This window comes from Pseudoalteromonas haloplanktis ATCC 14393 (assembly GCF_000238355.1).
GTDB classification, from domain to species: Bacteria; Pseudomonadota; Gammaproteobacteria; order Enterobacterales; family Alteromonadaceae; genus Pseudoalteromonas; species Pseudoalteromonas haloplanktis.
On the sequence record NZ_AHCA01000012.1, the window covers coordinates 77,237 to 100,266 of the forward strand.

The following is a 23,030-nucleotide window of genomic DNA, read 5'->3' on the forward strand; positions in this document are numbered from 1 at the left end:
ATTAATCGTAAATTGTTGGGATGGCTTGACGTTTATGTTGAGTGCGCAGATATATAGCAATTAGTTTTTCGCTGACTTCATCACTCACCGATTTACCTTCTAAAAAGTCATCAATTTGTTCATAGCTTAAACCTAGGGCTTCTTCGTCAGTAAGGCCTGGGCGGTCGCATTCTAAATCGGCAGTTGGTGCCTTATTCACTAATAAGTCTGGTGCACCAAGTTGTTTTGCTAATGCGCGTACTTGGCGTTTTGACAAACCAAATAAAGGGGCTAAGTCACAGGCTCCGTCACCAAATTTAGTGTAAAAACCAGTAATGTTTTCGGCACTGTGATCAGTACCAACGACAAGTCCTTGGCATAAGCCAGCAATTTCATATTGTGCCACCATACGTTGGCGAGCTTTTACATTACCTTTAATAAAATCAATTTGCGCTTGCTCAGGTAGGCTTTCACCGCTACCTACGACAGCTGCTAAAGCTTGTTCATGCATGCCATCAGCTGCAGGCTTGATGTTTACCGTCATCCGTTTACTTGGTTGAATAAAATCAACGGCTAATTGCGCTTCGGCTTCATCAGCTTGAATACCGTAAGGTAAGCGAACGGCTATAAATTGATATTTTTCAGTTTGTTGTTCAGTATTTAATTCGTTCACGGCAAGTTGGCATAAACGCCCGCAGGTAGATGAATCCACGCCACCACTGATCCCCAGCACTAAAGAGCGTGAATATGCTGCCACAAGGCGGTTTTTTATAAAGTTAACACGGCGTGTAATTTCTTGGTCAACGTCTATAGTTGGCTGGACTTTCATTTCAGCCATTATCTCAGCGCGCATGCTGGGCTCCTAACAGTTCATTATTGTGGTTATAGTCTAATTCAAAGGGTTTAATTTAAAGCCCTAAATGCTGTTTTATTTTTTGTAACTCGGCTTTGAGGTCATCAATTTCAGCAAGTAATTCATTCAGCTCATCAGCTTTGATGTCGGGTAACTCCACTGCTTGCGCAACGGTAGTACTTTCAGGATCTGCAAATAAATGACTGTAACGACTTTCACGTTTGCCGGGCTCTCGCGGATGTTTAACGACATGTTCTGCGTTGATTAGCTCGTTCAGTGCAGTTTCTACCTCTGCGACGTTGTTAAACTCAGCAAGACGATTACTACGGGTTCTTAACTCACCTGGAGTTTGTGGCCCGCGTAGGAGGAGCAAACAAATAATCGCGCGTTGTTGCTCAGTCAATTGTAAATTACCAAACTCGGTGTTGCAAAAACGATGTGCAAACTTGGTTACACGGCCAGAAAACCCTTCATCCTGTGTCACTAAGCGTTGAGCAAGCAAGGTGTCTAATGCTTGTTGAACTTGTGTTTCACTGAGAGTTAATACTGGCTCACGGTTTGACTTTTGATTACAGGCATTCGTTAGTGCGTTGAGTGACAACGGGTAATGTTCAGGGGTCGTGCTTTGTTTTTCAAGTAAACAGCCGATCACACGTTGTTCAATAGCTGTGAGTTGCATAATAAATCCTTCTTTTGTTATGCCTAAGCTTACACTTTTATTGTGTATCAAGCCATTGTTGTAACTTTGGCTGAAGCGCTTCAAAATCGAGCGGTTTGGTTAAATAATCACTCATCCCAGCATTCAAGCATTTGTCTCTATCGCCTTGCATTGCATTTGCAGTTAAGGCAATGATAGTTACGTTTTTATAATGTTCTCCGGCATCGCCATTACGGATCGCACGAGTTGCTTGGTAACCGTCCATTTCAGGCATTTGGCAATCCATTAACAATAACTTGTAAGGCTGTGCCATATTATTTTTTAGCTTTTCTATCGCTTCTAAACCATTTTCGGCGATATCGAAATTAACGCCAGCCTGTTTAAGCAAGGCACTGGCAACAACCTGATTGACCTTGTTGTCTTCGACGAGCAGAATTTTCTCTTGATTTGCAGAGTCTACGCTGTTAACTGCAATGTTGGTATGTGGTAGGGGGTTATTTTGCTGCTGCTCAATAAACTTGTCATTAGCCAGTGAGTCAAATAAGTCAGAAGGAGTTAGTGGCTTAAATATCATGCAATTAACATTAACAGGTAAGTTGGTATGTTCTTTTGAGAAACTCATTGGAGCCATGAGTATTAGTTTTACTTGGTGCTGGTCTAGGTAGCCTTGGAGCAGCTTTATTACTTCAGCATCGGCTTGTCTAATAAAGCTATAATCAAGTAATACAGCATCAATCGTTACTTCGCTTGATGTTAGGTGCTTTGTAATGCTTGGGTAGTGGCTAACGATATCTGCATACGCACCCCATACTTGCAATTGTTTATGAGCTATTGCGCCATTTAAAGGGCAGCTATCTACAATTAAAATCCGCTTATTTTTGATTAAATGGCTTGGTAAGTCTTGTTCTCTACTGAGCAATGGTTGTACTTTTATGGAGAAAGTAAAAGTGCTCCCTTCACCGTATACACTGGTAACGTTCACTTCACCATTCATTAAATTACAAAGTTGCTTTACTATCGCCAGTCCCAAACCTGTGCCGCCATATTGGCGAGTCGTTGAGGTGTCTGCTTGGGTAAATGAGTCAAACAAAGCAGCTTGCTTGTCGGCTTTTATACCAATACCAGTATCAATTATTGAACAATTTAAGAAAGTCCCATCTGTGGTGTTATTTAAATCTGCAATAACGATGATTTCTCCATCGTGAGTAAATTTAACAGCGTTGCCGAGCAAGTTATTAAGAATTTGTCGTAGCCTATTTGGATCGCTAATAACTTCATTTACATCAATTTTAGTGGCGTCTAGAATCAGTTTGGTATTATGCTGCTCTACTTTCAGAGCAAAGGATTCGACGATTTCACCTAGTAATTTAGGTAAGTTAAAGGCAATTTCTTCAATATCTAATTTACCAGCTTCAATTTTAGAAAAGTCCAAAATATCGTTAATAATGTTAAGCAGAGACTGTGCTGATGATTGTGCTAACTCGATATGGTGAGCTTGTTGTGCGTCTAACTGGGTCTGCTGCACAATATTCAGCATCCCGAGTACCCCGTTCATGGGTGTGCGAATTTCATGACTCATGCTCGCTAAAAACTCCCCTTTAGCGGTCACTGCTTGTTCAGCTGCTTCTTTCGCTGTTACTAATTGTTGCTCTGTTTCTATACGTTGTTCGCTTGAGTATAAGCTGCCAATTAAGGCAGCCACAGCGATTAGAAAACTTTCTTCGTTACGGGACCATGCACGTGGGAGTTGGCATTGCTCTGCACATACAATACCAATGGCCCCGCTTCCTGCTGGAATCGAAGCACTTAGCATAGATTGGATATTTAAAGGTGCTAAATAATGCTCAGTTAGTGGCGTGGTAAGTTCGTTGCTAAGTGCATTGGCGGCGCTGAGTACTGCTTGATTATTTATGGCGGCAAAAAAACTTGGTAGCTCACTTTGTTGCCATGTTTGCAGTATTGTGTGTTCAGACGCGTGCTTGCCGTGATAGGCAAATAAGAGTAACTGATCTTTACTTTCATTGAATAGCCAAATACTGGCTCGTTCAACATTGAGGGCATCGCATACTGATCGTGTGATGATATCTTTAGATTGCTTTAAATTCCCTGTCAACACTGCGCTGTTAACGGTAAGAGAGGCAAGAGCTTCATTGTGCAGCGCTGTTTTATTGCTTTCTAGTTCAATACATTTACGGGTATGTATATCTTGCAGCGAACCAAAAATTCTGACGCAGCGGCCGTTACGAATTTCAGCTTCACCATGAACTAATACCCACACAGATTGATTAAGAGAATTTATGACTTCGAGTTCGACTTCGTAGCTTTCACCGTATTTTATAGCACGCTCAATAAGTCTTTGCACGGTATCGCGGCTTTCACCAGCTTTAAAGTAATTAAGGTTGGTTGGCCAATCAGGTTGTTCGTCTAGCGGGTATTTGAAAATTTCTTTGGTCATATCAGACCAATACACTTGTTGGGTTTCGAGATTGAATGACCATGCGCCAATTTTGGCAAGGCTACTCATAGTGACTAACATTTTTTCATTTTGTAATTGCCGGTTGAGCATTTTTAAGAACACTAAAAACGCTAAGCAAAGCAACCCGCAAATTGTAAAAATTGCTAACCTTAGCGGCCAGACAGATGAGCCTGGAGGTGCCCAGCCAGCTTTTGGAGAAACAAATAACAGCCATTCCCCACCTTGGAAAGTGAGCGTAAACGCAAGCGGGTTGTGTGTTAAAATTTCAGAGTCGCCATGAAAAAACTCTCCTTTGCTACCTAAGCCATTGCGCCCTTGGATAGCCACATCGTAGTGTTCTTCTAATTCATAGATACCTGCTTTGGTGTACATTTTCTCAATATCGAGTACTACAGAGAGTAATCCCCAAAAGTGTTTATCTGGGGGTAGGTAAACAGGAACTCTAGCAATTAAGGCCTCGCCACCTTGGACCAATGTGAGAGGACCCGCCATCACTATTTCATTATTATCACGTGCGCGAATAGCATCGGCACGTTGCTCTTGGTTTTCTAAAAAGTTTAGGCCAATTGCCTTTTCATTGCCCGCAAGCGGGTAGGTCATGCGGATCACCATATCAGGTGCACCGCCGATATTACGTAATTCAGATGAAGTGTCGAATAATGGTGCAGCGATTTGTGCAAAACGCTGTTGTTCTAAATTAGGTTCTGCGGCAACAGCGACCGCTAAACCTCGTACTAATTGAATATTTGACACTAAAGTAGATTCAAGTTGCGTACGATAGCTACTGACTTCAGATAGAATCAACAGCCGGTGAGATTGTTTGGCGCGCTCATAGCTGACTTGATCCAGCACTAGGCTAATCAAGAAAATAAACGCGAGCGAACACCAAAATGTCAGTTTGAATTTGTATACCTTTTTATCATCTTGTGTTTTTGGCAATGACATTACGCTTTATGCATTTAAGAATTGGCAGTTCAACTATAGTCAATTTATCGTAGAAATAGAAATGCTTCTGATAAATAGGGGGACATATTTTTTATTTAAATTACGATATGTTAGCTGGCAGATTAACTGTTAATTCAATTATCACTGGGCTGGTTTTGCGGTTTGCAGTAATTAATTTGCTGAGAAACCAATGAAGAACATTATTTTTCATAAAACTATGTTTATGATAGACAGAATTCAAAGTGAAAAGGATTAGTCCATGTTTAAAGTAGTCAAATGGTTGGTGTTGGCAGTGGTTATTCTAGGGTTAGCAGTAACGGCTGTTGTTTACGGGGTGTTGGCAATCAGTTTACCCGCCTTGGATGGCAAGGGCCGCAGCCATAATGTTAATCATGAGGTGAAAATTTCGCGAGACCAACTTGGACAAGCTGTTATTTTTGCTGAAAGCCGAAATGATGCTGCTTATGGCTTAGGTTTTGCGCATGGCCAAGATCGATTCTTTCAAATGGATTTATTGCGTCGTAATGCTGCGGGTGAATTGAGTGAGTTATTTGGTAAAGCGGCATTAGATTTAGATAAAAAAATGCGTTTTCATCAATTACGAAAGCGCAGTGCAGCAATTGTTAAGCAATTACCAGAGGCTGATCAGGCACTATTAACAAGCTACGCTGCAGGTGTTAATGAGGGCTTAGCGCAGATCGGTTTTACTAGCTTTGAATATTTACTAACAGGTGCAGAGCAACAGCCTTGGCGCAGTGAAGATAGTTTGTTAGTGATTTACAGCATGTATCTAGATTTACAAACCGCAACTTTTGAGCGTGACCAAGCGTTGATCCAAATTGCCGATATTTATGGCTCTGACATGGTCAGCTTTTTAACTCAACCGAGTCAATATCAAGCAGCATTAGATGGCAGTAAGCTCCCCCCTTACACATTAGGGATCCCTGAGTTACCTAAACAAGCCTTACAGGCAGTATTAAATATAGATGCAAACCAAGAACGTGGCAGTAATAACTGGGCAGTTACAGGGCAGTTAACAAGTACTGGAGCGGGGATGTTGTCGGATGATATGCATTTATCTATGGCGGTGCCTGTTATTTGGTATCGCGCGCAACTTAATTTTACAACTAAGCAAGGTAAACAGCGCCAAGTTACAGGGGTATCTTTACCGGGAGCACCAGCAATTGTGGTAGGTACCAATAATGACATTGCTTGGGGATTTACCAATGGCTATCTCGATACTGCCGATTGGGTAGCCTTAACAGATAGCACTAAAACGTGGCAAGAAGTTGAGCAAATAGCTCTACCGGATGGCACGAGTGAACAATACTCACTTACCCTCAGTGAATTTGGTCCGGTACGAGAAATCAATGGTAACTCTTACGCATTGAGTTGGGTGGGTCATCAGCCATACGCTGTGGATATGGATTTATTGCAGTTAGAACACGCGACGACAGTCGATGATGCGCTACTTATTGCCAGTGACGTGGGGATCCCAGTACAAAATTTAATGGTAGTAGATAGTCAAGGTAATGCAGCATGGAAAAATATGGGGGCACTCCCTGGGCGTACTAATCCAACTGCGCTGGCGGTCTCTGCTAGCGACTATTCAGCGCGCTGGCAACATAATGAACAACAAAGGCCGGCGCTAAAAAACCCGCCTGATGGCCGTTTGTGGACGGGTAATTCACGGGTTGTGTCGGCTCAGGATGATTTACGTTTTGGCAATGGGGGTTATGCATTAGGTGCACGCGCTACGCAAATTCGTGACCGATTATATGAAAAACAGCAGTTTAATGAAGCTGACTTTAACCAGTTACAGCATGATAATCAGGCGCGCTTTTTACAGCCGTGGCATAGCTTACTACTCAAACAGCTTAATAAAAATAGTGTGGTTAATCAGCAATACATCAAAGAACTCGAAAATTGGCAAGGGTGCGCGTGTGCGACTTCAATAGGTTATACCTTGGTAAGACGCTACCGTGATGAGATTATTAATAGTGTATTTTCCGCGATGCAAGCAACCTTGCAAACACAAGGCGGGTCATTAAAGTATGTGAAGCGGGATCTAGAACCTGCAATCTGGCAACTAATCGAACAACAACCTGACAGTTGGTTAAATCCACAGTTTGCTGACTGGGATGCGCAATTAAGGGGGGCATTTAGCCAAGTTGTAAGTAAATTAACAACAGAGTTTGGTGCGAACATGCAAAGTTGGCAGTGGGGTAAAGTAAATGAACTTGTGATTGAGCATCCATTTGCACAGCAAATACCGCAATTGAGCAAATTACTCAATATGCCAACAGCGCCAGGGTTTGGTGATAGTTATATGCCTGCAGTACAAGGACGTAGCTTTGGCGCATCACAGCGGTTTATTGCCCAGCCTGGGCATCTAGAAAACGCCATAATGGCTATTCCCGGGGGCCAATCAGGGCATCCATTATCGCCGTTTTATCGCACCGGGTTTGATGACTATATCGCCGCCAAAGCAACGCCGTTATTACCACAGGCATTAACACATGAAATTATTATAGCGCCTTTAAATACTTTTTAATTCAGCGGTGTAGTCTGTTTCAGTAGTGGCAATGGTTGTTTGATTTCGGCCATTTTCTTTACTCTTATAAAGTGCTGCATCGGCTTGTTGCAGCATTTCCTCAAGACTTGCGTTAGACTGCCACTGGATCAAACCAAAGCTCATCGTTATATTCAAGTTCCCCCCTTGTTCGGCACAGTTAAGGGCTGCAATGTTGTCTCGCATTCTTTCTATTCGAGTAAAAGCATTTTGCTCATTGGTATTAGTAAGTACGATTAAAAACTCTTCTCCACCCCAACGAACAGCAATGTCTTGTTCAGCGATATGTTGGTTTATTACATTCGCAACTCTGACTAAGATCGCGTCGCCTTTGTCATGGCCATAGGTATCGTTAAAGTGTTTAAAAAAATCAATGTCAGCCATAACTAAACAAAGGTTAGTGTTAGTAAACACACTTTTTTGCTGCGCGGCTAAAATAAGTTTTTTTGCAAAACGGCGGTTATATAGTTTAGTTAAGTGGTCTTTAGCGGCCATATCCGTTAGTGCGATGCGTTGTGAAATGCTGATCTCTCGGATCAAGCCAATAGCATAAACCATTGGTAGGCCAGCAATGACTATATTGAGCATATTGATGTAGAGTAAAAAATCCTTGTATGCATAGCTATAAACGACATCACTGAAAAACAAATATAGCGCTGCAAAAGTGAATATAAGCATCAGGCTGTAGATAAAAGCATGTTTGAGTTTGAGCTGATAGTCGACAAGTAGTAAGCATGAAATCGTCCATAAGTAGAATTGGAAGCCCAATTCTAATCCTAACGTTGCGCAGACTAATATAGAGTGTAATAGCACTTCTATTGAAAAAACCTTCAATGCGAGGGAGTGTCGGCCTTTATTGATTAAGTTGATACCACTTGCCCAAGCAAAAACACTAAAAATATTTGCCAGTGCTAGCATAGATGCGCCGAGATGATAAAAAATAAAGATCAATGCCACGTGGATAGCAAGAGCAAAATAGGCCACCCTTTGGATTATTTGAAATTTAATGGTTTCAACATCGTCGAGATTTTGATGTTTAATTTGCATTAGTGCTGGCAAAACAACTCCTGATCTTAGATGCGTAAATACAGAGTATAGGTGAGTTTACTTAGAGTAAAAAATTTCTGTGCGGCTCCTTTTGAGGTTTGTGCGGCTGAAATAATAATGCCGTACGCACAACTTAAATTAAAACAAAAATAAATGCTTACTTTACTTACTTCAACACTGCTGTTGGTGCTATCTTAAAATAAATAATCAGTGCTGAATATGCTTGCTAAGCATGTGTTCAGAGCTAATAACGTATATGTTGGTTTGTTTATCGAATTTAATGTCCTACGCCTAAAGGAGTTGTGTATGTCGGCAGAAAAAACCCATCTTGAGATTTGTAATTTAACCAAAGAGCAGTACCCACAAATAAAAACCTTGATGGATCAAGCCTACCCAGGTTTAGGCGGTGCATGGCCTAGCCATACCATTTTTAGATTAATTGACCAGTTTCCAGAAGGCCAGTTGGGCATGGTGGATGATGGTGTATTAGTGGGGATCGCTTTGAGCGTCCAAGTGGATTATGCACGATTTTCAAATCCACATACTTATGAAGATATAGTTGATGGCCATGATCGGGTATTCAGCGATCCTGATGGTGATGCTTTGTACGGTTTAGATGTGGTTATTTCGCCAACTCATCGTGGTATGCGTTTAGGGCGACGACTGTACGATGCGCGTAAAGAATTATGCCGTCAATACAACTTACGCGCTATTCTAGCTGGTGGGCGGATCCCGCGTTATTACAATCACAGCAATGACGTGACACCGACACAATATATTGAGAAAGTTGATCATAAGGAGTTATATGATCCGATTTTAAGTTTTCAATTATCAAATGATTTCCAAGTTAAGCGATTACTAAAAAAATATTTGCCTGAAGATCAGGAGTCGGTAGGTTATGCCACTTTATTAGAGTGGAATAACATTATGTTTGAACCCACGGATACAGTGCTTGAATCTACTAAATCAATAGTACGGGTCGGGGCTGTGCAGTGGCAAATGCGCTGCGTAGATTCGGTTGATGAGCTGCTAAAACAAGTGGAATATTTTGTTGATACTGTTTCTGACTATAAAAGTGACTTTATTTTATTTCCAGAGTTCTTTAATGCGCCTTTAATGGGGTTAACAGAGCAGAAAAGTCAGACTGAAGCGATCCGCAATTTAGCGGAATACACAGAAACTTTTCGTGATGCAATGTCGCGTATGGCGGTTGAATACAATGCCAATATTATTACTGGCTCTATGCCATTGGCTGAAGAAGATAAAATTTATAATGTCAGCTATTTATGTCATCGCAGCGGTAAAATTGACGAACAACGCAAGATTCATATCACGCCACATGAACAAAATGATTGGGTGATTCAAGGCGGCGATAAAATCGCTGTATTCGATACTGACGCAGGACGAGTCGGCATTCAAATTTGCTATGACGTTGAGTTTCCTGAGTTGTCGCGAATTTTAGCCAAGCAAGGGCTCGATATTTTATTTGTACCATTTTGGACTGACACTAAAAATAGTTACCTACGCGTACGCCATTGTGCACAAGCACGTGCTATTGAAAACGAGTGTTATGTGGTTATTGCCGGTTCTGTGGGTAACTTACCTGAAGTGGAAAGCCTGGATGTGCAATATTCGCAATCAGCTGTGCTAACGCCATCAGATTTTTCGTTCCCGCATGATGCCGTACTAAACGAAGCAACGCCGAATACTGAAATGTTGTTATTTAGTGATTTAGATATGGATAAATTAAAAATTCTACATAGCGAAGGAACTGTACGAAACTTAAAAGACCGTCGCGAAGATTTATATGACGTAATATTGAAAAAGAGTGTTAATTAATGGCGTGGATTTATTTAATTATCGCCGGTTTGCTTGAAATCGGCTGGCCAGTGGGATTAAAAATGTCGCAAGAGGGAGAAAACCGATGGCTAGGAATTGCTATTGCGGTGGCATTTATGGTCGCGAGTGGTTTTATGTTATGGCTGGCTCAACGGGATATCTCTATGGGGACCTCCTATGCGGTTTGGACTGGTATTGGTGCCGCAGGGACATTCTTAGTAGGGATATTGTTTTATAATGACGCGGCCACATTTGGCCGTATTGCTGGTGTGTTAATGATCATCAGTGGCGTGATCACGTTGAAAATTAGTCATTAACAGCACATTTAAAAATTGCGGTGCGGCCCTATGGGGGCCGCTTTTTATGCTGAGGGAAACATCACTAAAACTGCAGCTATGGCAATTAATAGCAGTCCTGCGCTGTCTTGACGTTTTAAAGGCTGTTTGAGCCATAATACGGAAATCAAGATGGTAAAAAACACTTCCACTTGCCCTAAGGTTTTAACATAGGCGACATGTTGTAAGCTCATCGCACTAAACCAGCCTATGGAACCAATACAACTGAAAAAACTAACTGCACTGGTGGTTTTTTTATGTATCCACATAGCGCGAAATGTCGGACGTTCTTTCACTGCAATGTAACCACCCAGCATTATGGTTTGTAAGCTAATAATAAGCAGTAAAACCCAGGCTGCTGAATAAGGAAATGCAAGCCCAGAGCTCAAACTTGCTTCTCTGATCCACGATGAAGATAGAGCAAATGCAGTGCCGCAGGCTAAACCTAACAAGGCTGTTTTCAAGCTAAAGTGCTTAACATTAGTAATGCCACTCAATAGTAATACTGCAATGGAGCCAAGAAATACGCCTAACCAACCAAGTAAAGATAAGGTCGCACCAAAAAACAGTACCCCTAAAATAGCTGCGACCAGAGCTTCGCTTTTTGCAAGGCCTGCACCCACTGCAAAGTTATTCATTTTAAATAACTTCACCATTAGCCCAGTGGCAATAATTTGCACAATACTTGCGCCGATAATATAACCAATAAAATGGAGGTTAAAGGAGGGTAAAGGAGCATCTCGGTAGCTATATAATGCCAGTAAGTAAATCAACGCTAGCGGGCTTGCTAGTATAAAACGCGCTAAAGTGACTCCCGCAACACTAACATGTGCACTTAGCTGACTTTGCAAAGCGTTGCGCCACGACTGCATAAAAGCAGCTAAAATAGTTAAGAATATCCAGATCATAATAAAAAATGGCAAGTAAGAGGAACCAATACGTTATCAGTGCCAGGGCTCTAAAGCGAACTAAAAATAGCTAAAATGAAAATAACTCAGCTGCGACAATATGTCACAGTTTCATAATGTTTGCACTGAGCTATAGTAAAGGTGATGTTATTGTTAGCCGCCATTGTTTAGTAAGCAACGGCGGCTTTTTTATTACTCGTTTTTACACTACGCGCTTCGCTGTGCTAAGTTGGTGAGGAGTAATAATGACTATTATTAATTTGTGCGCTACTTGCTGTGTGTTTATAGATTAGTTCTGAAAACGCTAAAGCAAGCGGCTTAAACAAGGCGCTTGCTTTAGGGTCTTTGCGGTTTGTGACTTATTTAGCCGCAACTGTTACCTTTTCGATGAGATCATCTGATTTGTAATGCTTATCTATGGCAAAATCCAGTTGTACCAGTACATCTTTAAAGCCAAAGTTCGAAGGCTTATATTGCCACTGCTTTAATGCTCTTTTTGCTTCCCTATTAAATACGCCCTCTGGTTTTGCGTTTACCACTGAGATATTTGCGGTGTTTCCAGCAGGGTCAATGTCGTACTTTAATACCACAGAACCACTGATCCCTTGCTCAGCTGCTTGCTTGGGATAAAGAGGTTCAATGCGCATGATCGGTGAAATTGACTGCTTCTGGGCTTTTGCCTCTGGTTGTTTAGCAATTGCAAAGCTGCTTAACATTCCCGCAGCAAAAATGAGCAGAGCAGCCTTGGCAACCAGTGAGCTGTTGCCGTTATTTTTGATTTGATTGAGTCGTTGTAACATAGTGTTTTTATCTCCATAGTGTGAATAAGCCATCAAGCCTGCGCGACTACTTGCTGCACAATTAATGAGGGCCTTGCTGTATAAAATCCGTTGTTGGGTGTTTTTATTAGCGAGTACTGTTTCGTCACATGAAAGCTCTTGTAGGCGCCTGAAACTCAGGTAACCAAGCCAAGCAAGTGGGTTAAACCAAAACACCAATGTTGTTATTAGTAACAACATATTTAATAAGTTATCGGCACGTTTTATATGTACTTTTTCATGCTCAATGATGAGCTTTAATGAGGCACTATCGGTTTTTTGCAGATAGCCAGTTGGTAATACTAATTGTGTACGTAATAACCCAATCACCATCGGTGTGCTGACCGCATCACTTTGTAGTAACTGAATAGTTGGGTTATCCCTAGCAAACGATTTATCGTTTAGAGGCATTAATTGCAACTGTTTGATAAAACGCTGATGTGTCAATGCGGTAATCACAGCTAATAGGCTGAATATCACGCCATAGAGTAGCGCCCAACTTATACTAAAATTAGGCACCAACGCTTTATGTGGGGTGACCAACATAGTGCTAATAGCGGCACTTTGTAATGGTTTTAAGTGTGCGGGTAAATTTGCCAGCAGTAGTGCAATGGGGATTAATAGCCACAATTTATAGACAAAATTTGCATTGAGCCATTTTAATGCGTAGCGCTCTAACACGAGTAGACTAACTATCAGTATGCTGAATAAGAGTTGTTGCTCAATAAGCCAATTAAAGGTTATTTCTAGCATGTTGAATCCTTACTTTTGCTGCTTTTCCCACTCATCAATGACTTTTTTAAGTTCATTGATGTCTTGTTGCGAAAGTTGTTCTGATTTAGCAAAACCACTTACCAAAGGTGCAATACGGCCGCTAAAAAATCGCTCTATAAAGTTTTGGCTTTCCTTGAGTGTGTATTCAGCGCGTTCCATACAGGGCGTATAAATATATTGGCGGCCCTCTTTTTCAAAGCTGAGAGCGCCTTTTTTTACCAGTCGTCCAAGTAAGGTTTTAATGGTTTTTTCGTGCCACTGTTTTTCATCGCTTAAACGGTCGATGATCTGGCTTGCTGTTGCTGGGTAATTTAGCCAAAGTGCATCGAGCACTTCAAATTCTGCTTTCGATAATTCAATCATGAGTGTCGCCTACAGGTGTAATCTTTAAGTGAAGATTACGCCTGTAATCATTTTTTGCAACTAGTTTGTGTAAAAATTAATTAATTTTTTAGAATGTCAGACTTGTTTATTTGCTGGTAGCTATTTTCTGCAAGGTTGAGTGGCGTTAATTCGAGATGGGCAATTTGTTCACGGTAAAGGTCGGTAACCTTATAGCCACAGTAGTGTGCCATTTTTCGTATTTGGCGGTTAAGGCCTTGCTTTAAAATAATACTAAACTGGTACTCTGTTATTTTTTCAACTGTGCAAGGTAAAGTAATGTGCTTGTCTACGGGCACACCGTTTGCCATTGTTTGGCAAAAATTATCATTAAGTGGCTTATCTACAGTCACTAAATAACGCTTTGGCTGGTGGAAATCAGGATGGATCAGCTGATTACAAAATCCGCCATCATTGGTCAGTATTAGTAAACCTCGAGAGTCTTTATCTAGCCTGCCAATTGGATACACTCGGGTTGTTTGTGGCAGGTGATGAATCAAGCTGCTGGAGTCGGTTTGATTAAGTTTACAGTCAATACCAACGGGTTTGTGGTAGGCAAAGTAAACCAGTGGGGCCGCACCTTGTATGCGCTCACCATTAACACGTATATCGTCGCTGTCATCTACATGATCAATATGATTCGCGGGGTGGGCGTTCACAGTTACAATGCCTTGATCAATTAATCGAGATGCTTGTTTACGAGAGCAAATCCCCGCATGGGCAAGGTATTTAGCAAGGCGAGTTTTTTCAATCATAGCATAAGCTGGACAGTTAATAATGCTGCGAGTATAACAAGCCACAAGCTAATGATGGGTTATTATTTTTTGAAGGGGTTATGAATGTACTCACTACAGCGAGATGACTCACAGTGTTTGCAAGAGGAATTAAGATCCGCCATGCAGGCTTTTAATCAAGCGCACTTTGATACGCAGAGAATTCCTTTAGGGTTTAAGTTTGTCGATGAAAATCAGCAGCTAGTGGCAGGGATCACAGCTCAGGTATTTGGTAATTGGTTAATGATAAGCTGGTTGTGGTGTGCTGAGACTGCTCGTGGTCATGGTTTGGCGACTCAGCTATTACATACAATTGAGGAGCATGGGCAACAACTTGGCGCTAAATGGGCTCAGTTAGATACGTTAGATTTTCAGGCTAAGCCGTTTTATGAAAAAAACGGCTATGTGGTGAAATACCAATTAAATAATTATCCGCTTTCAGGCACGCGATACTTTATGGAAAAAGAGCTTTAGGCTATTTCTAACAACGGTTGTTGCTCAAAAGTCAGTCCTAAAAATGGCGTGGCTTCGGGTGCGAGCATAAAGGTACGAATGTTCATATGATCGTGACCATCAGGATTTCCTAATACATCCTCTCGGTAAAATGCGCCAAAGCAATCTAAGGTATTTTGTTTGCTTAATTGGTTGAGCTTAGCAAAAGCAAAAATTTTGCACGAGCCGTTGTTTTCACCAGCAGCACTTTTTAAACCGTGGTTATTAAATGCGCTTGGCGTAAAGCGATAATTTGCATCAATCACTGCCATGCAATCGCTAAACTCAAGCTGTTGCGGTTGTTCAGCTAAGCGGCTTAAAAAATCGTTGAGTGTCATGTTTATCCTTAAATTAAGTTATTGTTTTTCTAGTTCAAGCTGATTATCTAGCTGATTAATATTAAATTTAAAATGTTGTAAAAAATTCATTCCTAATAGGCCATAGCCACTATGATTGTTGATCACCAAAATGTCAAAGTTGTGTAAAATTTGTTGGCCAATTTTAATCGACTCAACTTGATAGTGAGCAGCCTTTACTTGGCCATTAGCTGTATTTACGGTCATCTCGTTGATATATTTTGGTTGTGGGTAGAGCGACTCTAACAGTTGCTTTGGTAGTACCGTAAAGCTTGCTCCAGTATCTATCATCAGTTGCGTATTTACATCGTTATTAATAATGATATCAATAAGGTAATGCGCTCCTCGTTTTTCTAAAGGGACTTTATCTAGGCCGTTAATGGCATGGTTAATTTGCTCTTGTAATGCAGCTGCTTGACTTTGCAATGGGTGTTCCAGAGGTAGGCGGTCTAAACTTGACTGTGCACTGGGTAAGTCATTGAGCTGATAATAAGCATGCGCAAGGGCAAATAAATAACGAGGGTTTTCATTATCATAATCAAGCCACGCCAGTGTTTGTTCAGTAATTGTTTGCCATGCCCTACGTTCATTGAGTGCCTGTAGTTGGGCAATAGTAAGCTGGGTTAAGCGCATATTTATGGCTGCTAACTGACTTTCATTGGCAAGTGATTGTAAAGCTAACAATGCCACAATGGCTTGATTGGGTTGTTGGCTTTTTACTAAGCGCTCGGCATCAAGTTGTAACATACTGACATTGTAAGGTTCGCTGGTTAAAAAGGCCTGTAAAAAACGCTCAACGGTCGTCAATTGCCCATCGTTCAGCCAATCCTCTACGCTATTACGCCATTGAAAATATAGCTGCTCAGCTTGTAATGGTTGGGCTGTGTGTAATTGCTGATAACTGGCAACGGCAGCGCTAAACTGTTGCTGGTCAAACTGCCGTATAGCTTGTTGGTAATAAGGGCTAAATAACTCTGAGGGCGGTTGCTGTGTTTTAGATTGTGTAACAGCCTCTTTACTGGGCCTAACGACTTCTGTTGGCCATAATAAATAGCCATTCAACGCAACGGAGGCGGTTAACGCCGTGATGAGTAAGTATGTGGAAAACGTCCTTTTCATTTTAAACCCCCGTTACTTTAAAAAGTACTTTAGCGCTTGAATATCTTTAATTTCAATGTCGGCTAAGCCTTTATATGCATAGTTTGCGGCTTGGTTATTGAGCCATATAGATTGGCAGCCTGCATTATGCGCGCCGTGTACGTCAGTATCTAAACTATCGCCGATATGTAAAATTTGTTGTGGTGCTACGTTTAAATGATTACATGCTTGTTCGAACATAGTGGCATGCGGTTTTGCTTTACCGTGAATGCCCGCTTGCAGCACCAGCTCAAATACACCGTTTAAGTTAAATCGCTCAACTTCAACATTACCATTGGTTATAGCAATTAAACGATAGTGCTTTGTAAGTTTAGCGAGTAGCTCAAGCACTTCATCACTAACCGTAATTTGGCTGCGTGCATCGGCAAATGCTTGGTATGCGTAATTAGCGTGCTGTTCCAGCTCTACTCCTTGGTAGCCGAGCTTGGCAAGTGCCACTCGTAATGTGCTTTTACGCCATTGAGTTACGTTGTCGATGAGTTCAGGGTTGTCAATTACCGCTTGTTCACGGCATTGTTGCCAGTAGTTTTTGCCTTGCGCTTGCCAGTTGGGAAGCGCATTGAGGTAATCTATTTGTGCTTGCACAGCCGCTTTGATGATGGGGTGATTGTTGTATAGTGTGTCATCTAAATCAAAACTGAGTACAGAAAAATGGCTTATGGCACGATTAAAGCGGATCATATCAGCTCCTGGCTAGTCGGTATTTGAGCGCTTTTTAGCGCGAGGGTGAGTGTTGTCGTACACTTTGGCTAAATGCTGAAAGTCTAAATGAGTGTACACTTGGGTTGCTGATAAACTGCTATGACCTAATAACTCTTGTACAGCTCGTAAGTCGCCTGAGGATTCTAAAATATGTGATGCAAATGAATGGCGCAATTTATGCGGATGTACTTGGCTACTAATGCCTTGTTTTATACCCCACTCTTGCATTCTGAGCCGCACGTGACGCGCGGATATACGACATTTTTTACTACTAACAAATATCGCAACTTCATCAGGGTGAGCAAATTGCGGCCGAAGCTTTAACCACTTATTTAGTGATTCTAACGCCTTACCACCAACCGGTAAGAGGCGTTCTTTATTGCCTTTACCGCGGACTAAAATTTCAGCTGAACTGCGGTTAATATCCTGTAAGTTGGCGCCGACTAACTCGCTTATCCTTAAGCCAGAAGAATACATTAATTCCATCATCGCCTGGTCACGTATTGCTAGTGGGTCATCGTCTTGAATATCAAGTAACCGCGTCATTTGATCAACATCGAGATTTTTTGGCAGTGGCTTGGCAAATTTAGGGCCTTTGATTGCCTGTGCTGGATTATGGTAATGGTGTTGTTGATTGGTATTCTTTGTTTTTAAAAACTTATATAAGCTGCGAATACAGCTGAGTTTTAAGCTAATTGTGCGTCCGCTTAATTGTTTGCCTCTGAGCTGCATACTGTAACGACGTATATGTTCACCTTGCACATTTGACCAATCATCGCAGAGTTTACTGAAGTATAAGGCTGCAAAACCAAGCTGGCTGGTGTATTGCGTTATCGTGTGCGGTGAGTATTGTTTTTCAAACTTAAGGTAGTCGCTAAATTGTTGAATAGGTGTGCGCCATGCATCGCTTAGTTGCTCGCAAAGCTCTGCTATATCAGGTGGGAGCTGCTCGCTCATGCAAGTTCCTGTTCTAACTCCAGCAATCTGAGTTGCAATGAGCGCACAAACTCAAGCACAAATAAGCTGTCTTTTGCTGGCTCGAAATGATTCGGATCTGCGCTACCAAATGCCAAAATGGCGATAGGGTGCTGACTGTTGCCAATTAAATACAGTGCACTTGATTGGATATCAATTTTAAACAGTAAATCTCGCTCTTGCTGATTTACGCGACCTAGATAAATCCCGTCTGGTTGTAAACGATGGGCAATTAGCTCATCAAACTTACTTTCATACTTTAGTAAGTGGCATTCACTAATAGCAGGGTTAGTACAAATAATATTACGTAAGTTAATAGCTAAGGTTTTAAAATCGTAGTTAGTCCAAAGCTGACGATGACATTCACTAAATAAGCTATAAATGAGCTCGTTTTCTTTGGCATGCGCAATCAAGGAGGCTATTTTACTTTTTAGCATCGTATTATGCTCACGTAATTGGCGTTGTTGAATATGCACCAATGAGGTTGCACCTTGCGCATGTTGCTGAAGCTCTAATTGCGCTAAAAGGTCACTGTTTTGCTGTAAAAAGCATGGGTTTTCACGTAAAAAATCAGCAACTTGTTCAGGTGTTATTTGACTCATAAAGCAACTTGTCCATCAAATACATGTTCAGCAGGGCCTGTCATTCTTACCGGGTGACCTTCACCTTGCCAGCGAATTTGCAAACTACCGCCAGGTAAATCGACCTGCACTGTGGTAGAGAGTTTACTTTGAATTTGGCCAATCACCATAGCGGCACAAGCACCGGTACCGCAAGCCAGAGTTTCGTTAACGCCGCGCTCCCAAACTCGCAGTTTAATGTGCTCTGGGTTGATCACCTGCATAAAGCCAACGTTAACTCGCTGCGGAAAACGTTCGTGATTTTCAAGTAATGGCCCTAGGGTGTTTACGTCGGCGGTATCTATGTCATCCACCTCCAGTACGCAATGTGGGTTACCCATTGATACAGCACCGCTAAATACGGTGTGTTCTTCAGCGCGGATAATATAAGTGAGTTCACGCTTAGTCGCTTTGAGCGGTATTTTACTTGGCTCGAAATTAGGATGACCCATATTGACTGTTACTTGACCATCTTTTTCAATATATAAAGTCAAGTTACCTGATTTGGTCGATACGGTAACCTTATGCTTGTTGGTAAGGCCTTTCATTCGTACAAAACGAGCAAAGCAGCGAGCGCCATTGCCACATTGTTCGACTTCGTTACCATCGGCATTGAAAATACGATAATGGAAATCAAGATCAGGAGAATAAGGCGCTTCTACCATAAGTAATTGGTCAAAGCCGATGCCGAAATGGCGATCTGCCAGTTTTCTTATTTGATCTCGTGACAGGAAAACGTTTTGTGTAATGTTATCAATTACAACAAAATCGTTGCCTAGGCCGTGCATTTTGGAAAAATTAACTAACATAGCGCTCTAATTCGGGTTGCTCTGCGCTAATCATGCCACAGAGCAGCCGTGTTACAAAAAGTTTATGGTAAAATTTTCTCACCTTGCCATAAGCTTTCAATTGTTTCACGTGCGCGGATCAAATGACTCTGCTCACCATCAACCATAATCTCTGCCACACGAGGGCGAGAATTATAATTTGAACTCATAGTAAAGCCGTATGCACCCGCACTGCGCTGTGCTAGTAAATCACCTTGTTGCAATGCCAACATGCGATCTTTACCTAAAAAGTCACCGGTTTCACACACAGGGCCAACAATATCAAAATTGTGGGTGGGGGTGTCGTCATTGCGTGGGGTTACTGGCACAATGTTTTGCCATGCTTGATATAATGCAGGGCGCAGCATATCGTTCATACCGGCATCAACGATCGCAAAAAACTTATCTTGGTTTTGTTTAATAAACTCAACTTTAGTAACTAAAATACCGGCATTAGCAGCAATTGCACGGCCAGGCTCAAAAATAAGCTCTAGGTGTTGGTAGTCACTTAAACGCTCGGTGATATGTGCCACGTATTCGCTGGGGTGTGGCGGGGTTTCACCGTTATAAGGTACGCCTAAGCCACCGCCAATATCTAAGTGGCTCAGTTCAATGCCATTTGCTTTTAACTCATCAATCAGTGCCAGCACTTTATCGAGGGCTTCTAGGAATGGTTTTATTTCAGTAAGTTGAGAGCCTATATGGCAGTCAACGCCGGTAATTTTTAAACCAGGTAATGATGCTGCATATTGATAAACGCTTACAGCCGTTAGAATATCTATACCGAATTTATTTTCTTTTAAGCCTGTTGAAATGTAAGGGTGGGTTTTAGCGTCAATATCAGGGTTTACACGAATCGAAATCGGCGCGACTAAATTAAGCTCGCTAGCAACGTGTGATATGCGATCTAATTCAGACACTGACTCTACATTGAAGCATTTAATGCCTAGTTTTAGCGCATAGGCAATTTCGTCAGCTGTTTTTGCGACCCCTGAAAAAACTACTTTACTGGGATCACCACCTGCTTCAATAACACGCGCAAGTTCACCTTTAGAAACAATATCAAACCCTGAACCTAAACGCGCAAGCACGTTTAACACGGCAATGTTTGAATTCGCTTTTACAGCATAGCACACTAAGTTTTTATGATTGGTAGCCGCTTCAGCAAAGGCAAGATAATGACGTTCAAATGTTTTGCGTGAATAGATATAGCAAGGTGTGCCGTATTGCGCTGCAAGCTCATTGACAGCGATGTCTTCAGCATGTAGCTGATTATTTTTATAGTCAAAAAAGTCCATTATTGGTCCTGTTTCGATTCAGTAGTTGATGACGGTGTTTTAGTAGCGGCAGGCGCTACTTGTTCTGGTTGATTCGGCTCTGCATTTTCTTCAGGTAAATACAGTGGACCACTTTGTCCGCAACCAGCTAAAGCGATAAGAAGTACACTGAGTGAGGAAAGTCGTGTTAATTGTTTAAGATGCATCTCTTTCATTAGATTAATCGTGTTGCTGGCTTTATAATCGCAGATTAACAGAATATCTAAAAAATGCAGCTATTCGCGGATGAATTTATTCCTGTTACACTAGTTGCACGCAATTCGTACCGAATACCTGGCTAAATGCCCGTAAAAGGAAACAATTATGACTGATCATGAATACCATCAATTAGCCGAAGCACTTATGTTTACCATTGAAGAGCAAGTGGATGACTGTGAAGCCGACTTAGACTATGAATCTGGCGAAGGTATTTTGGAAATTATTTTTGCCGATCGCAGTAAAATTGTCATTAATAAGCAAGCACCTTTACATCAAGTGTGGGTTGCAACTAAGTTTAATGGTCATCACTTTGAATTACGTGGTGATCAGTGGATTGATAACCGTTCGGGCGCTGAGTTTTGGCAGTTTATGAATGAGGCGACCACGCGTCAGGCCGGTCAAACAGTTGAGTGGCAACCAGCCTTATGAGTTTAGCGTTTGTAGAGTACCCGGCAAAGGGCGAGCATAAAGCAACGATTATTTGGTTGCATGGCTTGGGCGACTCAGGCGATGGTTTTTTGCCTGTTGCATCACAACTTGCGTTACCTGATGAGCTTGGTTTGCGGTTTGTATTTCCCCATGCACCAGTACAGCCGGTCACCATAAATGGTGGTATGGCTATGCGATCTTGGTATGATATTAAATCAATGGATTTAGATAAGCGTGCGGATGAAGCTGGGGTGTGTGAATCAGCGGCTAAAGTTGAGTTATTGATCAATCAAGAACTCGAGAAAGGCATTCCAGCAAATAAAATAATATTAGCTGGTTTTTCTCAAGGTGGCGTTATTTCATTACATTTAGCACCGCGCTTAAAGCAAAAGCTGGCTGGTGTGATGGCGTTGTCGACATACATGTGCGTGCCTGAGAAATTAACAGCTGAAGCAAAACAAACAGGTTTAAATGTATTTATGGCTCATGGTAGCCAAGATCCAGTCGTACCTTATGAGGCTGGCCGTCATGCGTTTGATGTACTGGTAGCGCATAACATGGAGGTAAGTTGGCAAGACTATCCTATGGGCCATCAGGTCTGTGGGGAAGAGCTATTGGCTATCCGCCACTGGTTAATTGCCCGCTTAAGTTAATAGTGTTGAGTAGCCGAGGCTAAAATGAAACAAAAAATAGTGATCACCGCAAATATGAGTCGTGCAGCAGCACCTACTGCCCCAGAAGTCACCTATCAATGGCATTGGCAGCGCATTGTGGCTGTTATGTTATTGGTGGTATTTGCGTTAGTTATTGTTGCATATAGCCTATTGGGCTCGGTAAACGCCGAGCAAAATGATCAACAGCCTATTGATAGCTCAGTGGCGGAGGTGGTAACTGACAGTGTAACTGATGACCCGCAGCTAGTTGACCCACGTATTGAGGAAAGTGATACTGAACTTGATTCAGCCTCAGCAATACCAGTTATTGCAGCCGTTATTGAAAACTCCGATATTGATGACCTTGAAGCATCAGCCAGTGAGCCTGAAGCGCAAATTACTGTTCAGGAACAAGAAGTCCGCGAGGAGTTACCTGCTAGCACCACTGTTATTCCTGATACGAATGAGGAATTGGTTGGACAAGAGGTAACCGTTCAACAAACTGATAGCTTTGCACCTTCGGCACATGTGGCCAGCGTTGCGCTTGGTGCGCGAATTGATACCGACAAAGTAAGTCGAGCTGTATTGACGCGTGAAGTCGTAGACCGTGAGCCGGTTAACGTATTTAAAGCAGATGTGCGTTTTAATGAATTTACAGAGACGATGGCATTTTTTAGTGAACTCAAAAACCTGCAAGGGCAAAAAGTTAAGCATGTTTGGCGCTACGAAGATGAAGTGCTAGCCAGCATTGAGCTCGATGTTACTTCGCCTCGTTATCGTACTTTCTCTAACAAAACGATTTTACCTGAACAAGTTGGTAATTGGCGCGTTGATGTTGTTGATGAACATGGCCATTTGTTGGCACAAAAAGAATTTCGCATTTTGGCTGAGTAAGCGTTTAGCGTACTTTGAGACTCAGCAAAGA

At 41.9% G+C, this 23,030-nt stretch carries 23 protein-coding genes; 7 read left to right on the forward strand and 16 right to left on the reverse strand.

Annotated elements, in window-relative coordinates; translation table 11 throughout:
• Position 1: 1 nt before the first annotated feature.
• From nadE to PHAL_RS0118780, 3 genes are read right to left on the reverse strand one after another with little or no spacing between them, the layout of a single operon-like run.
• The gene (gene nadE / locus PHAL_RS0118770; protein ID WP_016709976.1) at positions 2–832 is read right to left on the reverse strand and encodes an ammonia-dependent NAD(+) synthetase; all 831 of its coding nucleotides are present in this window, start codon (positions 830–832) and stop codon (positions 2–4) included.
• Between the two features lie 55 nt (positions 833–887).
• Positions 888–1,511 (reverse strand): YceH family protein, encoded by a 624-nt coding sequence (locus PHAL_RS0118775; RefSeq protein WP_016709977.1) that lies wholly within the window; start codon positions 1,509–1,511, stop codon positions 888–890.
• A 37-nt stretch (positions 1,512–1,548) separates the two neighbouring features.
• Positions 1,549–4,911 (reverse strand): ATP-binding protein, encoded by a 3,363-nt coding sequence (locus PHAL_RS0118780; RefSeq protein ID WP_016709978.1) that lies wholly within the window; start codon positions 4,909–4,911, stop codon positions 1,549–1,551.
• A gap of 259 nt (positions 4,912–5,170) precedes the next feature.
• Between PHAL_RS0118780 and PHAL_RS0118785 the strand changes: the two genes are divergently transcribed.
• Complete coding sequence (locus PHAL_RS0118785; protein ID WP_016709979.1) at positions 5,171–7,465, forward strand: penicillin acylase family protein; 2,295 nt, start codon at positions 5,171–5,173, stop codon at positions 7,463–7,465.
• Here PHAL_RS0118785 and PHAL_RS0118790 read toward each other — a convergent pair.
• Positions 7,451–8,542 carry a GGDEF domain-containing protein gene (locus PHAL_RS0118790; RefSeq protein ID WP_016709980.1) on the reverse strand — a complete coding sequence of 364 codons (1,092 nt, stop codon included), beginning with the start codon at positions 8,540–8,542 and terminating at the stop codon, positions 7,451–7,453. The genes PHAL_RS0118785 and PHAL_RS0118790 overlap by 15 nt on opposite strands.
• Before the next feature lie 294 nt (positions 8,543–8,836).
• Here PHAL_RS0118790 and PHAL_RS0118795 point away from each other — a divergent pair, with 294 nt between their 5' ends.
• Positions 8,837–10,369: a bifunctional GNAT family N-acetyltransferase/carbon-nitrogen hydrolase family protein gene (locus PHAL_RS0118795; protein WP_016709981.1), complete on the forward strand. Its 1,533-nt coding sequence runs from the start codon at positions 8,837–8,839 to the stop codon at positions 10,367–10,369.
• Complete coding sequence (locus tag PHAL_RS0118800) at positions 10,369–10,686, forward strand: DMT family transporter (protein ID WP_016709982.1); 318 nt, start codon at positions 10,369–10,371, stop codon at positions 10,684–10,686. The genes PHAL_RS0118795 and PHAL_RS0118800 overlap by 1 nt, the downstream gene beginning before the upstream one ends.
• 44 nt (positions 10,687–10,730) lie before the next feature.
• Here the strand turns inward: PHAL_RS0118800 and PHAL_RS0118805 are convergent, their stop codons facing one another.
• From PHAL_RS0118805 to PHAL_RS0118825, 4 genes are all read right to left on the reverse strand, one after another.
• Positions 10,731–11,612 (reverse strand): DMT family transporter, encoded by an 882-nt coding sequence (locus PHAL_RS0118805; RefSeq protein WP_029216241.1) that lies wholly within the window; start codon positions 11,610–11,612, stop codon positions 10,731–10,733.
• Between the two features lie 359 nt (positions 11,613–11,971).
• On the reverse strand, positions 11,972–13,183 hold the full coding sequence (locus PHAL_RS0118815) for a M56 family metallopeptidase (protein WP_016709985.1): 1,212 nt from the start codon (positions 13,181–13,183) through the stop codon (positions 11,972–11,974).
• Positions 13,184–13,192: 9 nt separating this feature from the next.
• Positions 13,193–13,567: a BlaI/MecI/CopY family transcriptional regulator gene (locus tag PHAL_RS0118820; protein ID WP_016709986.1), complete on the reverse strand. Its 375-nt coding sequence runs from the start codon at positions 13,565–13,567 to the stop codon at positions 13,193–13,195.
• 80 nt (positions 13,568–13,647) lie between these two features.
• A complete protein-coding gene (locus PHAL_RS0118825) occupies positions 13,648–14,340 on the reverse strand; it encodes a pseudouridine synthase (RefSeq protein ID WP_016709987.1) in 693 nt (230 codons plus the stop codon).
• A gap of 84 nt (positions 14,341–14,424) precedes the next feature.
• Here PHAL_RS0118825 and PHAL_RS0118830 point away from each other — a divergent pair, with 84 nt between their 5' ends.
• Positions 14,425–14,832, forward strand: a complete 408-nt coding sequence (locus tag PHAL_RS0118830) for a GNAT family N-acetyltransferase (protein ID WP_016709988.1) — start codon at positions 14,425–14,427, stop codon at positions 14,830–14,832.
• Here PHAL_RS0118830 and PHAL_RS0118835 read toward each other — a convergent pair.
• The 8 genes from PHAL_RS0118835 to lptM all read right to left on the reverse strand — a co-directional run bounded on the left by PHAL_RS0118835 (position 14,829) and on the right by lptM (position 20,980).
• Positions 14,829–15,188: a HopJ type III effector protein gene (locus PHAL_RS0118835; protein ID WP_016709989.1), complete on the reverse strand. Its 360-nt coding sequence runs from the start codon at positions 15,186–15,188 to the stop codon at positions 14,829–14,831. The two genes, PHAL_RS0118830 and PHAL_RS0118835, sit on opposite strands and share 4 nt — an antisense overlap.
• An 18-nt stretch (positions 15,189–15,206) precedes the next feature.
• A complete protein-coding gene (locus PHAL_RS0118840; protein ID WP_016709990.1) occupies positions 15,207–16,325 on the reverse strand; it encodes a TIGR02281 family clan AA aspartic protease in 1,119 nt (372 codons plus the stop codon).
• A 12-nt stretch (positions 16,326–16,337) separates the two neighbouring features.
• Complete coding sequence (locus tag PHAL_RS0118845; RefSeq protein ID WP_016709991.1) at positions 16,338–17,045, reverse strand: HAD-IA family hydrolase; 708 nt, start codon at positions 17,043–17,045, stop codon at positions 16,338–16,340.
• Positions 17,046–17,057: 12 nt separating this feature from the next.
• Complete coding sequence (locus PHAL_RS0118850; RefSeq protein WP_016709992.1) at positions 17,058–18,023, reverse strand: tyrosine recombinase XerC; 966 nt, start codon at positions 18,021–18,023, stop codon at positions 17,058–17,060.
• Entirely contained in the window at positions 18,020–18,643 is a 624-nt protein-coding gene (locus PHAL_RS0118855) for a DUF484 family protein (RefSeq protein ID WP_016709993.1), read from the reverse strand. The genes PHAL_RS0118850 and PHAL_RS0118855 overlap by 4 nt, the downstream gene beginning before the upstream one ends.
• Positions 18,640–19,470, reverse strand: coding sequence for a diaminopimelate epimerase (gene dapF / locus PHAL_RS0118860; RefSeq protein ID WP_016709994.1), 831 nt, complete (start codon positions 19,468–19,470; stop codon positions 18,640–18,642). The genes PHAL_RS0118855 and dapF overlap by 4 nt, the downstream gene beginning before the upstream one ends.
• 62 nt (positions 19,471–19,532) lie before the next feature.
• Entirely contained in the window at positions 19,533–20,786 is a 1,254-nt protein-coding gene (gene lysA, locus PHAL_RS0118865; RefSeq protein ID WP_016709995.1) for a diaminopimelate decarboxylase, read from the reverse strand.
• The gene (gene lptM / locus PHAL_RS0118870) at positions 20,786–20,980 is read right to left on the reverse strand and encodes an LPS translocon maturation chaperone LptM (protein WP_016709996.1); all 195 of its coding nucleotides are present in this window, start codon (positions 20,978–20,980) and stop codon (positions 20,786–20,788) included. Before lptM ends, lysA begins: the two co-directional genes overlap by 1 nt.
• A 148-nt stretch (positions 20,981–21,128) precedes the next feature.
• On the opposite strand from lptM, the gene cyaY reads away from it, so the two are divergent.
• The 3 genes from cyaY to PHAL_RS0118885 are packed head-to-tail and all read left to right on the forward strand — an operon-like array spanning position 21,129 to position 22,999.
• Complete coding sequence (gene cyaY, locus PHAL_RS0118875; RefSeq protein WP_016709997.1) at positions 21,129–21,452, forward strand: iron donor protein CyaY; 324 nt, start codon at positions 21,129–21,131, stop codon at positions 21,450–21,452.
• Complete coding sequence (locus tag PHAL_RS0118880) at positions 21,449–22,105, forward strand: alpha/beta hydrolase (protein ID WP_029216242.1); 657 nt, start codon at positions 21,449–21,451, stop codon at positions 22,103–22,105. The genes cyaY and PHAL_RS0118880 overlap by 4 nt, the downstream gene beginning before the upstream one ends.
• A 24-nt stretch (positions 22,106–22,129) precedes the next feature.
• Positions 22,130–22,999, forward strand: coding sequence for a DUF2914 domain-containing protein (locus PHAL_RS0118885; protein ID WP_016709999.1), 870 nt, complete (start codon positions 22,130–22,132; stop codon positions 22,997–22,999).
• The last annotated feature ends 31 nt before the right edge of the window (positions 23,000–23,030 follow it).

What these genes read in the sequence shown, in the direction of transcription:
- PHAL_RS0118845 (WP_016709991.1), bottom strand. Translation starts at nt 17,045, where the DNA reads ATGATCCGCTTTAATCGTGCCATAAGCCATTTTTCTGTACTCAGTTTT.
- PHAL_RS0118825 (WP_016709987.1), bottom strand. Translation starts at nt 14,340, where the DNA reads ATGATTGAAAAAACTCGCCTTGCTAAATACCTTGCCCATGCGGGGATT.
- PHAL_RS0118820 (WP_016709986.1), bottom strand. Translation starts at nt 13,567, where the DNA reads ATGATTGAATTATCGAAAGCAGAATTTGAAGTGCTCGATGCACTTTGG.
- cyaY (WP_016709997.1), top strand. Translation starts at nt 21,129, where the DNA reads ATGACTGATCATGAATACCATCAATTAGCCGAAGCACTTATGTTTACC.
- lysA (WP_016709995.1), bottom strand. Translation starts at nt 20,786, where the DNA reads ATGGACTTTTTTGACTATAAAAATAATCAGCTACATGCTGAAGACATC.
- PHAL_RS0118850 (WP_016709992.1), bottom strand. Translation starts at nt 18,023, where the DNA reads ATGAGCGAGCAGCTCCCACCTGATATAGCAGAGCTTTGCGAGCAACTA.
- PHAL_RS0118835 (WP_016709989.1), bottom strand. Translation starts at nt 15,188, where the DNA reads ATGACACTCAACGATTTTTTAAGCCGCTTAGCTGAACAACCGCAACAG.
- PHAL_RS0118855 (WP_016709993.1), bottom strand. Translation starts at nt 18,643, where the DNA reads ATGAGTCAAATAACACCTGAACAAGTTGCTGATTTTTTACGTGAAAAC.
- dapF (WP_016709994.1), bottom strand. Translation starts at nt 19,470, where the DNA reads ATGTTAGTTAATTTTTCCAAAATGCACGGCCTAGGCAACGATTTTGTT.
- PHAL_RS0118830 (WP_016709988.1), top strand. Translation starts at nt 14,425, where the DNA reads ATGTACTCACTACAGCGAGATGACTCACAGTGTTTGCAAGAGGAATTA.
- PHAL_RS0118780 (WP_016709978.1), bottom strand. Translation starts at nt 4,911, where the DNA reads ATGTCATTGCCAAAAACACAAGATGATAAAAAGGTATACAAATTCAAA.
- lptM (WP_016709996.1), bottom strand. Translation starts at nt 20,980, where the DNA reads ATGAAAGAGATGCATCTTAAACAATTAACACGACTTTCCTCACTCAGT.
- PHAL_RS0118805 (WP_029216241.1), bottom strand. Translation starts at nt 11,612, where the DNA reads ATGATCTGGATATTCTTAACTATTTTAGCTGCTTTTATGCAGTCGTGG.
- PHAL_RS0118800 (WP_016709982.1), top strand. Translation starts at nt 10,369, where the DNA reads ATGGCGTGGATTTATTTAATTATCGCCGGTTTGCTTGAAATCGGCTGG.
- PHAL_RS0118880 (WP_029216242.1), top strand. Translation starts at nt 21,449, where the DNA reads ATGAGTTTAGCGTTTGTAGAGTACCCGGCAAAGGGCGAGCATAAAGCA.
- PHAL_RS0118795 (WP_016709981.1), top strand. Translation starts at nt 8,837, where the DNA reads ATGTCGGCAGAAAAAACCCATCTTGAGATTTGTAATTTAACCAAAGAG.
- PHAL_RS0118885 (WP_016709999.1), top strand. Translation starts at nt 22,130, where the DNA reads ATGAAACAAAAAATAGTGATCACCGCAAATATGAGTCGTGCAGCAGCA.
- nadE (WP_016709976.1), bottom strand. Translation starts at nt 832, where the DNA reads ATGCGCGCTGAGATAATGGCTGAAATGAAAGTCCAGCCAACTATAGAC.
- PHAL_RS0118785 (WP_016709979.1), top strand. Translation starts at nt 5,171, where the DNA reads ATGTTTAAAGTAGTCAAATGGTTGGTGTTGGCAGTGGTTATTCTAGGG.
- PHAL_RS0118815 (WP_016709985.1), bottom strand. Translation starts at nt 13,183, where the DNA reads ATGCTAGAAATAACCTTTAATTGGCTTATTGAGCAACAACTCTTATTC.
- PHAL_RS0118775 (WP_016709977.1), bottom strand. Translation starts at nt 1,511, where the DNA reads ATGCAACTCACAGCTATTGAACAACGTGTGATCGGCTGTTTACTTGAA.
- PHAL_RS0118840 (WP_016709990.1), bottom strand. Translation starts at nt 16,325, where the DNA reads ATGAAAAGGACGTTTTCCACATACTTACTCATCACGGCGTTAACCGCC.